This window comes from Hydrogenovibrio kuenenii DSM 12350 (assembly GCF_000526715.1).
Lineage (GTDB): Bacteria > Pseudomonadota > Gammaproteobacteria > Thiomicrospirales > Thiomicrospiraceae > Hydrogenovibrio > Hydrogenovibrio kuenenii.
In genome coordinates, this window is record NZ_JAGP01000001.1 from 2,084,559 (window position 1) to 2,096,513 (window position 11,955).

Below are 11,955 nucleotides of genomic sequence, written 5' to 3' on the forward strand. Positions count from 1 at the left end.
TTGCTCAACGCTTATTGCTGAGTTTCTTGAGCTTGCTGCTCTAAATGACTGGCAAACATTGCATCAAAGTTAACAGGTTCTAAAATCAATTGAGGGAATCCGCCTTTCGCTACCAAACCCGAAATGGTTTCGCGAGCATAAGGGAAAAGAGCCGCAGGACATTGAGAGGCCAAGAAGTATTGTGTTTCTTGCTCATCAAAACCTTCAATAGTAAAAATACCAGCCTGTTCCACTTCACACAAAAACGCTGTTGCGCCCTCAATCTTAGTGGTAGCCGTAACACGAATTAGGACATGATAAGTCCCTTCATCCAACTTATCCGTTTCAACATTCAAGTCAACTTCTAATTGAGGTTGAAATTCCTGCAAGAAAATTTCTGGTGCCTTTGGCGACTCAAATGAAATATTTTTCGCGTAGATTTTTTGAATTTGAAATTGCTGTTGCACTTCAGTTTGACCTGTTTCTGACATTCTACTTCCTAGTCTTAATTATAATTTAGCTGTTCTTTTAAACATTTCCGGCAAGAATCTTATCCAACTCACCTGAACGATCTGCTGCAGACAGGTCATCAAACCCACCAACATGATGATCACCGATAAAAACTTGTGGCACAGTGTTACGGCCGCACTTTTCTTGCATTGCATCCCACAAAGCTCTATCACCGCCCACATTGATTTCGTTATAGGTCAGCCCTTTACCGTTCAACAAATTTTTCGCCATACTACAATAAGGGCAAGTTGATGTTAGATAAACCGTGATTTCTGGCTGTGATTGCTCTGACATTACACTTCTTCCTTTCTGTTTTTTTTTAACTGTTTTTTTGACACGGGCTTATTTACGGGTAACCCTGCACTTTTCCAGGACATAATGCCACCACTTAAATTGTGTACTTTACTAAAACCTTGCTTCACCAACATTCTCGCAACGCTAGCTGACCTTGCGCCAGACTGACAGTAAACCAAAACATCATCATCCTTATGTGAATCTAGACTAGCCAATCTTTTTGACACATCTGTAGAAGAGATATTTTCAGCTTCACCAATGAAGCCACCACGGAACTCTGCATCTGTTCGTACATCCAACACCCATGCGCCGCTATTATAAAGTCTAACCGCTTCATCTGCATTTACAGTCTTAAATCCTGATACCTTATCGCCGAAATAACTGTAGCCTAGCATCCCAACAATAACCGCTAACGCGACAAACAATAGCAGTTGCTCATGCACAAACTCAATAAACATCCAAATTCCTTTAACAAATGATTCATATTCAAAGCTAATGATTTTAACAATGAAACTCGTTACAATAAACGTCTATTTATTGTTTTTAAACAAATTCACTAAATTCAAGGACAACCCTCTTTTTTTCGACGGAAAACACCATGACTGAAACTGTAAACCTAAAACATAGACCAACCGGATTGATTATTTTAGACGGATGGGGGCATCGCGATGAAACTAAATACAACGCAATTGCACAAGCCAACACCCCAAACTGGGATAAATTGCTTGTTGAACACCCTCACACTCAAATCAATACATCAGGGATCGCTGTAGGTTTACCAGAGGGTCAAATGGGGAACTCCGAAGTAGGGCATATGAACCTTGGTGCTGGACGAGTCGTTTATCAAGAACTAACACGTATCCAAAAAGACATCGACGATGGTCGATTCTTTCAAAACAACGCCTTATTGAAAGCAATTGATTCTGCCATTGACCGTGAACGCACCGTACATATCATGGGTCTACTATCAGATGGCGGCGTCCACTCGCATATCAACCACATCAAAGCAGCCATTAAAATGGCTCATGAACGTGGTGCAGAAGTTGTACTCCATGCTTTTACTGATGGACGTGATACCTCCCCACAAAGCGCTCTACAATATATCAAAGAGATTGAAGACTTTATGGCCGAAACCGGCGGTGGACGCATCGCCTCTATTACCGGACGTTACTTTGCACTTGATAGAGATAACCGCTGGGATCGTGTTCATAAAACTTATGACGTAATCACTTGCGGCATCAGTGAGTTTGAATACTCTTCAGCGACCGAAGCGGTAGAAGCTGCTTACGCTCGTGGTGAAAACGATGAATTTATCCAAGCAACACACATTGCTCGGGAAGACGGTTCAAAAACCCAAGTTCAAGATGGTGACTCTATCATCTTCATGAACTTCCGTTCAGACCGTGCAAGACAGCTAACCAAAGCATTTATCTTTGATGACTTTGAAGATTTTCATCGATGCAAAACACCTGTACTATCAGCTTTCGTTACGCTAACCGAATACAAAAAGAACTTTGAAAAATTCGGCGCTTTAATTGCCTACCGCCCGACTAAGTTGCGCAACACTTATGGTGAATATGTTTCTAAAAAGGGTCTCAAACAATTACGCATTGCGGAAACAGAAAAGTACGCTCACGTTACTTTCTTCTTCAACGGTGGTGTAGAAGAACCTAATAGGAACGAATACCGAATTCTGATCAATTCACCTCAAGTAGCGACTTATGACCTACAACCTGAAATGAGCTTACCAGAATTAAAATCAAAACTGATTCAAGCCATTCATTCTGGAGAGTACGACACTTTTATTTGCAACATTGCAAACCCTGACATGGTTGGTCACACAGGCATCATGAGTGCCTGTATTAAAGCGGCGGAAGCTGTTGATGAAGCATTAGGAGAAATTCTAAAAGCACTTAAAGAAGTTGGCGGAGAAGCAATTATTACAGCTGACCACGGTAATCTGGAATTGCTATTTGATGAAGCAAAAGGCAAGCCTTTAACATCACACACCACGCTACCAGTTGACCTAGTCTACTTCGGTGACCGTGATTGCAACTTAAAACCTGATGGCGCACTGTGTGATGTCATTCCGACCATGTTTGAAATGATGGACATCGGGCAACCTGATGAGATGACAGGGCAACCGCTTTGCGAATTTAAATAACTTTTCTTAAATTCAACGACGAATTGAACCTAAAAAGCACGCCCTAACTATATCTTTTGTCTAGGCGTGCTTTTGCATATATGCGACAACCTCTAACTTATCCGCATTCACATTGAAATTATGTGCGATACCATTTATAATTTCGCACCATTTTTTATTTTTTCAAGCGTAAAACAAAATAAAAAACTTTGGAAAAATATAGATATAACAATAAGTTATAAACATTAGACTTACAGGAAACTGATTATGAATTCGTTAAACCAACTACAAGGTCTATACTCTCCAGAATTTGAAAGAGAGAACTGTGGCTTTGGTATGATCGCTCAAATGGACGATCAACCTAGTCATTGGGCGGTCCAAACTGCGATTGAGTCATTAGGTAATATGACTCACCGTGGTGGCGTGGCAGCAGACTGTTGTACGGGTGACGGATGTGGACTTTTAATTAAAAAACCAGATCAGTTTCTACAAGAAGAAGCAGCGAAACTAGGTTTCACATTAAATAGTATTTACGCTTGTGGAATGGTCTTCTTAAACCAAGACGCCACAAAAGCTGATTTTGCTCGTGCAACGCTTGAATCTCTATTAAAAGAAAAAGGCTTGGACGTCCTTGGATGGCGTAAAGTTCCTGTAGACTCGTCAGTACTGGGTGAGCAAGCTGCGGGCATGGAACCTGTCATTGAACAAGTATTCGTCAACGCACCACAAGACATGAGCGAAGCTGACTTCAACCGCGCGCTATTTGTTGCTCGCCGTAAAGCGGAAATGGCTATTGAACCAAATGATGCTACTTTTTATATTACGTCGTTAAACACTCAGCTGTTGTCATACAAAGGTTTGGTTATGCCAAAAGAACTGCCTTTGTTCTATGCAGACCTACATGACGAACGCTTTGCTTCATCTTGTATTTCATACCACCAACGCTTTTCAACAAATACGTTGCCTCAATGGCGTTTGGCTCAGCCATTCCGTTTCTTAGCGCATAATGGTGAATTGAATACCATTCGCGGAAACCGAAACTGGGCACTGGCTCGTCAAAGCAAATTTGAAACACCTCTCATTCCTGAGTTATCTCAACTAAAACCTTTAGTTGCGCAAGAAGGTTCTGACTCAAACTCATTGGATAACATGTTAGAAGTGTTAATGATGGGTGACATGGAAGTTTTCCAGGCCTTGCGTCTATTGATCCCACCTGCTTGGCAGAATATGCCACATATGGATCCTGACCTAAAAGCATTCTTAGAGTACAACTCTATGCATATGGAACCTTGGGATGGGCCAGCTGGTATGGTTATCAATACAGGTAAATACGCCATCTGTGGTGTCGATCGTAACGGTCTACGTCCAACACGTTATGTCATCACCAAAGACAGACACATTACTTTTGCTTCTGAAATCGGCGTTTATAACTACGCTCCAGAAGATGTCGTTGAAAAAGGTCGTCTAAAACCAGGTCAAGTTATTGCCGTAGATTTAACGTCTGGTACATTACTTAAGCCACAAGACATTGATAATGCATTAAAAGCAAACAAGCCATATCGTGATTGGATGGACAAAGGCTACAAACACATCACTGAACGCCTAGACTGTAATGATCAAGCGCTTGGATGGGATGCTGATCAAACAGGAATTTATCAAAAATACTTCCAAGTTTCTTTTGAAGAAAGAGACCAAGTCATTCGTGTATTGGCTGAAGCCGGACAAGAAGCAACAGGTTCAATGGGAGATGATGCCCCATTACCAGTGTTCTCACATAAAGCGCGTTCGGTATTCGATTATTTCCGCCAAATGTTCGCACAGGTAACCAACCCGCCAATCGATCCTTTGCGTGAAAACATCGTTATGTCTCTAAACACCTGTTTTGGGCGCGAGCTAAACATGTTCGATGAAGGTCCTGACCATGCTCGTCGTTTAGAAGTTAAGTCACCAATTTTGTCTCCATCTATCATGGAGCAGCTGATGAATCTTGGCGATAACGACTATCAAAGCCAAGTTATTTCTCTGCACTACGACAACGAAGCGACTTCATTAAAGCAAGCTATCTTAGACGTATGTGACGAAGCGGTAAACGCAGTTAAATCAGGCATTACCTTGCTAGTGCTTTCTGACATGAATTTGGTTCAAGGCAAATTGTCTATCCCTGCTGCTATGGCAACAGGTGCGGTACACCACCGTTTAATCAAAGAAGGACTTCGTCCAGAAGCGAACATTATTGTCGAAACGGGTTCAGCAAGAGACCCTCATCACTTCGCTGTACTATTCGGCTATGGCGCTACTGCAGTTTACCCATATCTGGCCTATGAAAGTATTGCCGATATGATCCGCACCAAAGAGCTAGATAGCAGCGTTGCGATGAGTGACTACATCAAAAACTATCGCAAAGGAATCAACAAAGGCTTGATGAAAATCCTATCAAAAATGGGGATTTCGACCATCACGTCTTACCGTGGTTCACAGTTGTTTGAAGCAGTTGGCTTAACTAAAGAAGTTGTTGAACTTTGCTTCACTGGTACGCCGTCTCGCATTGAAGGTACGAACTTTGAGCACATTGAAGCGGATAATAAACAATTGGCTTGGGAAGCTTTCAGCCCTCGTAAATTCATTCAACCAGGTGGCTTGTTGAAATACGTACATGGCGGGGAATATCACGCTTACAATCCAGACGTTGTGAATTACCTACGTGAAGCGGTACAAAAAGGCACACAAGCTGATTACGATAAATTTGCAGAATTGGTGAATAACCGTCCTGCAATGACAGTTCGTGACTTAATTACCTTCAAAGATGGTACTAAGTCGATAGACCTATCAGAAGTAGAGCCTATTGAATCCATCTTTAAACGATTCGACTCAGCGGGTATTTCTCTAGGTGCTCTATCACCAGAAGCACATGAAGCGCTTGCAATTGCAATGAACCGCTTGGGAGCTCGCTCAAACTCTGGTGAAGGTGCAGAAGACCCAGCACGTTATGGCACAGAGAAAATGTCTAAAATCAAGCAAATTGCATCGGGCCGTTTTGGGGTAACTGCACACTACTTACGTAATGCTGAAGTACTACAAATCAAAGTAGCACAAGGCGCAAAACCAGGTGAAGGTGGACAATTACCAGGTCACAAAGTTGACTCTATGATTGCGAAATTACGTCACTCTGTACAAGGTGTGACATTGATTTCACCACCACCTCATCACGATATTTACTCTATCGAAGATTTGGCGCAATTGATTTTTGACTTAAAACAGATCAATCCAAATGCATTGATTTCCGTCAAACTGGTTGCTGAACCAGGTGTAGGAACCATTGCCGCTGGTGTAGCAAAAGCTTACGCAGACCTTATCACCATTTCTGGTTATGATGGTGGAACAGGAGCAAGCCCGCTTACTTCAGTTAAATATGCCGGTAACCCATTTGAAATGGGCTTGGTCGAAGCTCACCAAGTATTGCGTGCAAACGACCTTCGCGGGCAAGTTATTCTACAAGCGGACGGTGGCTTAAAAACGGGTCTTGATGTAATTAAGGCTGCCATTCTTGGTGCTGAGTCATTTGGCTTCGGAACCGCACCAATGATTGCACTGGGTTGTAAATACCTACGTATTTGCCACTTGAACACTTGTGCAGTAGGTGTTGCAACGCAGGACGAGCGTCTACGTAAAGAACACTTCGTTGGTTTACCTGAAATGGTAATGAATTACTTCACTTTCGTCGCTGAAGAAACACGTCAGTGGATGGCAAAATTAGGTGTTGCTCGTTTAGAAGATTTAGTTGGACGTGTTGACCTACTAAAAGTTATTGATGAGCCGCTTACTGATAAACAGAAAAATATCGACTTAAGTGCCTTTATTTCTGACGGTGGTGTTCCTGCTGACAAACCACAAACGGTTCAAGTCAAAAGAAACAACCCATGGGACGATGGTCATATTGCTGAAGAAATGGTTAAAGCAACATTGCCAGCCATTGAAGGCCAAAATGGTGGTATCTTCAACTTTAAACTGGTGAATACAGGACGCTCTATTGGTGCTCGTGTTGCCGGCGAAATCGCTGAACGCTATGGCAACCATGGTATGAAAGACGCTCCGATTACCTTGAAATTAACAGGTATCGCAGGTCAGTCTTTTGGTGTATTCAACGTTGACGGCTTAAACCTACGTCTAGAAGGTGATGCGAACGACTACGTTGGTAAAGGAATGGCTGGTGGTGAAATCGTAATTAGACCACCACAAAATTCGGCTTTTAACCCACACGAAACACCAATTATTGGTAATACCTGCCTGTATGGTGCAACAGGCGGTAAGCTTTTTGCAAACGGTACAGGTGGCGAGCGCTTTGGTGTTCGTAACTCAGGTGCTATCGCTGTTGTAGAAGGACTTGGAGATCACGGCTGTGAATACATGACTGGTGGAACCGTGGTTAGCCTCGGTGACGTTGGTGTAAACTTCGGTGCGGGTATGTCAGGTGGTATGGCATTTATTTTAGATAATGACCACATGCTTCCAGATCGTTTAAACACTGAAATGGTTGAAGCGATTCGCATTGATACCGAAGCAACAGAAGCTTACAGAGTTTACTTGAAAGAATTGATTACGGAATATGCAGAAAAAACTGGAAGTGCTTACGCGCAAGACGTGTTGGCCAACTTCAGCCAAATGATTCCGAATTTCTGGTTGGTCAAATCACGTGCTATTAGCATTGATGATCTATTCAACCTATTCGTACAAACCGCTGCGTAATTCATAAGGATTGACCAAAAAATGGGAAATGTTAGACAATTTTTAGAGCTTGATCGCCAGTTGCCACCTAAAAAGGAAGCAATGGAGCGCAAGCAGAATTTCAAAGAGATTTATACTGAGTTCAATCTGAATGATGCAATGGCACAAGCTGACCGTTGCCTACATTGCGGTAACCCATATTGCGAATGGGCATGTCCGGTTCATAACTACATTCCAAACTGGTTGAAGCTGGTTTCTGAAGGCAATGTTATTGAAGCTGCAGAGCTATCTCATAAAACCAACTCTCTACCAGAGATGTGTGGTCGCATCTGTCCTCAGGATCGTCTGTGTGAACAAGCTTGTACCCTAGAAGACACAAACTTTGGTGCTGTAACGATTGGTGCTGTTGAAAAATACATCACCGACACAGCAACCGACATGGGATGGACACCTAGCCTAGACAACATCGTCATGACAGACAAAAAAGTGGCGATTGTTGGTTCCGGACCAGCAGGACTAGGTTGTGCCGATATTTTGATTCGTAACGGTGTAAAGCCGATTGTATTCGAAAAAGAACAAGAAATCGGTGGCCTATTAACTTTCGGGATTCCTCAGTTCAAACTGGACAAAGACATTGTTCTTAAACGCCGTAAAATCCTTGAAGGCATGGGCGTTGAATTCCGTTGCAATACCGAAATCGGCAAAGACATCACTTTCCAAGAACTATTGGATAACTACGATGCTGTTTTCTTGGGCATGGGTACCTACACGCCAATGGCTGGCCGCTTCCCTGGCGAAGACTTGCCACAAGTTTATAAAGCACTAGACTTCTTGATTGGTAATGTGAAACATGAACTTGGCTATGAACAAAAGCCTGAGCCTTTTGTTTCCATGAAAGGCAAAAAGGTTGTTGTTCTTGGTGGTGGTGACACAACTATGGATTGCACAAGAACGTCTATTCGCCAAGGCGCTAGCGAAGTTTACTGTGTTTACCGTCGTGATGAAGAAAACATGCCGGGGTCTCGCGCAGAAGTCAAAAATGCGAAAGAAGAAGGCGTTCAGTTCAAGTTCAATTTATCACCTGTAGAAGTTGTTGAAAAAGATGGTCAAGTTGCTGGCTTGAAGGTCGTTGAAACTCGCATGGGTGAGCCTGATGAAAATGGTCGTCGTCGTGCTGAGATCGTCGAAGGTTCGGAACAGGTTATCGACTGTGACGCAGTGATTGTCGCTTTTGGTTTCCAACCAAACCCGCCTGCATGGTTTAACGACTTTAACATCAACTTAACTGACTGGAACACGGTTGTGGCAGCAGATAGCACGCAATACCCTTTCCAAACCAGTAATGAGAAAGTTTTCTCAGGTGGAGACATGGTAAGAGGTTCTAGCTTAGTGGTTCATGCTATTGCTGAAGGTCGCGCTGCAGCAGAAGGTATTTTGGACTATTTGCACGTTTAAAGCTGACCTCAGCCACTAAATAAAAAGCAGCGAACCAAACCTTTTGGCGCTGCTTTTTTATTTTCAGCCAAAAAAACTCTACCCCAGCCTGGCAGATTTTCATCATCACCCAAACGTATCCGCACTCAAATTAGATAAGACGCTTCCCTTCAAAATAAGCTAACATGCTTAAAAATAACTCATATAAGACTTTATGGAACTAAGTTTTTTTCTGCTCATTCTCGTTGTTGTCATTGTTGCACTGTACGACTTTACCAATGGATTTCATGACGCTGCAGATATGGTTGCTACGGCAATCGCATCTGGTGCAATGAAGGCCACAGTTGCGATAGTTATTGCTGGCTTTTTTACCTTTTTAGGCCCACTAATCATGGGGTTAGCGGTTGCCGATACCGTTGGTACCTTCGTTGATATTGAGGGGGTTCATATTCATAGAGCGCAAAGCTTGGTAATTGGCGCTTTATTAGCCGCAATCACCTACAACCTAATTACTTGGAAACTTGGCTACCCCTCATCCTCTTCAAACTCTTTAGCGGGTGGTTTAGTAGGTGCTGGGCTAGCTTTACTATCCAACCAAAACATACACTGGGGCGTTGATGCATTGCTATCTGGGCAGTTGGAAGGTGTAATGAAGGTCATTGCAGGTTTGTTTGCTTCCCCTTTCCTAGGTTTGCTAATAGGTTTTCTATTAATGAAGTTATTCTTTGTTTTGTTTAAAAACTTCACTTATAAAATTAGAAACTTATTTGTTGCCTCTCAATATTTTAGTGTCGCTTGGCTAGGTTTTTCCCATGGTGCGAACGATGCGCAAAAAGGCATGGCCATTATTGGAATGATGCTACTGGCTTCTGGTCAAACTCAAGACTTTACCATTCCCTTCTGGACGGTTTTACTTTGTACCTCTGCAATCACCTTAGGAACTTTTTTTGGTGGCTGGCGCATTATTAAAACCTTAGGCTTCGAGATCTATCGAATTAGAGTAATTCATTCTGTTGCTAATCAATTAAGCGCCTCCTTGGTAAATACACTTGCCACTTTGATCGGTGCGCCAACATCAACTACACAAGTTGTCACAGCAACCTTAATTGGTAATGGCGCCGCAGAAAAACCACGACACGTCAATTGGTTAAAAGCCAAAGGTATCGTCTTTGGCTGGTTTTTAAACGTCCCCATTTCCATGGCTCTTGGTGCTTTATACGCTGTAGCTATTCATTCTTTAATAGGAGGCCTGCATGCTTAAATCTCTCTTGCAGAAATATGTACTACCCAAGGAAGTCGATTTTTTAAGTGCACTTAATTTACACGCTCAAGCGATACAACGCATAACACATGACTTACATGCCTGCTTTATTGAAGGTGATGAGCAGAGCTGCCAAGCGATTATGGATGACCAGCATCAGGCTAAAGTCATCAAAGAAAGCAATATGAATGAACTACTTAACAGCTTTATAACTCCGATAGACAGAGAATCTATCTTCAGAATCATTAGCCAATTGGATTGGCTTGCAGTCAGTATCCGACATTTCATTATTGAAGCAAAAGCCTATGAAGTACAACAACTACACAATGGATACAATATGATTTTTTCTCAGATTTGCCAAAGTGCCGACCACCTAGCAAACGGGTTTGATAAGCTTATTACCAAAGATAATTCTGCCGTTGCTAATGAAGCGCAGGGCGTGAGAGATAGCTATGAAGTCTTGGTAGAAATTTATGTCGAGAAAATGGCTTTACTTGCCAAGAACAACAACTTACAAGAAATGTTTATACACCGTGAGCTGTTGCAACAACTCAAAGAGATTGGCAAACGCTTTCAAGTATGTGCGAATTCACTTGAAGACATTCTAGTTAAAATGAACTAACTTATAAAAGTCTTACTAGAAACTGATTTCGTCCGTTTTGCTTGGCAGCATAGAGCAATTTATCTGCTTCTTTAAACATTTTGTGAAAATTATTTGATGCGGTTACCGCTCCGATGGATACGGTAATTGTTTCTTCGGGGCTCAGCTTGATTGTTTGCACCTTACTTAAAAGCCTATTACAAACAGCTTCCAGGTCACTCTCATGAACTTGTTCCAAAAACACCACAAATTCATCTCCCCCCCAACGACCGATTACATCATTTGGCCGAACGACAGATGCTATCGCTTTTGCAACTTCTCTTAAAATACGATCCCCTTCCGCGTGCCCTAGAGTATCATTAACATCCTTAAAGTGGTCTATATCGACAATCATTAATGCTTTGGACTCATCATTCAACGCCTGATTCCACATACTCATTTTTTCATCTATGAAACGGCGGTTTAACAGTCCTGTTAAAGGGTCTGTTTCACTTTGCTTCTGTTTCGCTTCGATGTTATCGGTAAGCTCCTTACTTTGTCTGTCGACAAGATATTCATGAATAGAGGAAAGTAATATTACCGCAAATGATACGGCGTAGAAACGATCAGGAATGCCATAATCAACATAGCCTGCAAATGCCAAAAACATAATAGAGAATAAGTACAGAATCGAAGCAAAGAAGCCTATGAAAAAGCCGGCAACATGGAGGGTCGAAATAAATATCGGAATACTCCAAAGGTAGCCCGTATCTTGGTAGCCGCCATCAATGACTAAAAATAACACAAAGGGCCAGACAATTACGATATAAAGCCACTTAACCCATAAGGTCATACCAAAATGTTTAATAGACCATAACAAGCCAACAAGCACTGCAAAAAATAACAATAAAACAGTAACAATAACGTACTTATGATGAATAAAAGATAAGATGGAGAAAAATGCCAGAAAAGACAAATGAATGGCAAACAGCAGACGAACTCTGAACTCTGAATGCATTAAACCTTTCATTG

At 42.1% G+C, this 11,955-nt stretch carries 9 protein-coding genes; 5 read left to right on the forward strand and 4 right to left on the reverse strand.

The features are described 5' to 3' along the window. Positions 1–11: 11 nt before the first annotated feature. From secB to N745_RS0109825, 3 genes are read right to left on the reverse strand one after another with little or no spacing between them, the layout of a single operon-like run. Positions 12–470, reverse strand: a complete 459-nt coding sequence (gene secB, locus N745_RS0109815; protein WP_024851949.1) for a protein-export chaperone SecB — start codon at positions 468–470, stop codon at positions 12–14. Between the two features lie 37 nt (positions 471–507). Then, positions 508–783, reverse strand: coding sequence for a glutaredoxin 3 (gene grxC / locus N745_RS0109820; protein ID WP_024851950.1), 276 nt, complete (start codon positions 781–783; stop codon positions 508–510). Next, on the reverse strand, positions 783–1,241 hold the full coding sequence (locus tag N745_RS0109825; protein ID WP_024851951.1) for a rhodanese-like domain-containing protein: 459 nt from the start codon (positions 1,239–1,241) through the stop codon (positions 783–785). The genes grxC and N745_RS0109825 overlap by 1 nt, the downstream gene beginning before the upstream one ends. A gap of 140 nt (positions 1,242–1,381) precedes the next feature. On the opposite strand from N745_RS0109825, the gene gpmI reads away from it, so the two are divergent. From gpmI to N745_RS0109855, 5 genes are all read left to right on the forward strand, one after another. Continuing rightward, the gene (gene gpmI / locus N745_RS0109830; RefSeq protein ID WP_024851952.1) at positions 1,382–2,947 is read left to right on the forward strand and encodes a 2,3-bisphosphoglycerate-independent phosphoglycerate mutase; all 1,566 of its coding nucleotides are present in this window, start codon (positions 1,382–1,384) and stop codon (positions 2,945–2,947) included. 246 nt (positions 2,948–3,193) lie between these two features. After that, complete coding sequence (gltB, locus tag N745_RS0109835) at positions 3,194–7,669, forward strand: glutamate synthase large subunit (protein ID WP_024851953.1); 4,476 nt, start codon at positions 3,194–3,196, stop codon at positions 7,667–7,669. 21 nt (positions 7,670–7,690) lie between these two features. After that, positions 7,691–9,103: a glutamate synthase subunit beta gene (locus tag N745_RS0109840; RefSeq protein ID WP_038070722.1), complete on the forward strand. Its 1,413-nt coding sequence runs from the start codon at positions 7,691–7,693 to the stop codon at positions 9,101–9,103. Between the two features lie 193 nt (positions 9,104–9,296). Continuing rightward, complete coding sequence (locus N745_RS0109850) at positions 9,297–10,343, forward strand: inorganic phosphate transporter (protein ID WP_024851955.1); 1,047 nt, start codon at positions 9,297–9,299, stop codon at positions 10,341–10,343. Then, positions 10,336–10,965 (forward strand): DUF47 domain-containing protein, encoded by a 630-nt coding sequence (locus tag N745_RS0109855; protein ID WP_024851956.1) that lies wholly within the window; start codon positions 10,336–10,338, stop codon positions 10,963–10,965. Before N745_RS0109850 ends, N745_RS0109855 begins: the two co-directional genes overlap by 8 nt. Before the next feature lies 1 nt (position 10,966). On the opposite strand, the gene N745_RS0109860 is transcribed toward N745_RS0109855, so the two are convergent. Continuing rightward, positions 10,967–11,953 carry a GGDEF domain-containing protein gene (locus N745_RS0109860; RefSeq protein ID WP_024851957.1) on the reverse strand — a complete coding sequence of 329 codons (987 nt, stop codon included), beginning with the start codon at positions 11,951–11,953 and terminating at the stop codon, positions 10,967–10,969. Positions 11,954–11,955: the final 2 nt, after the last annotated feature.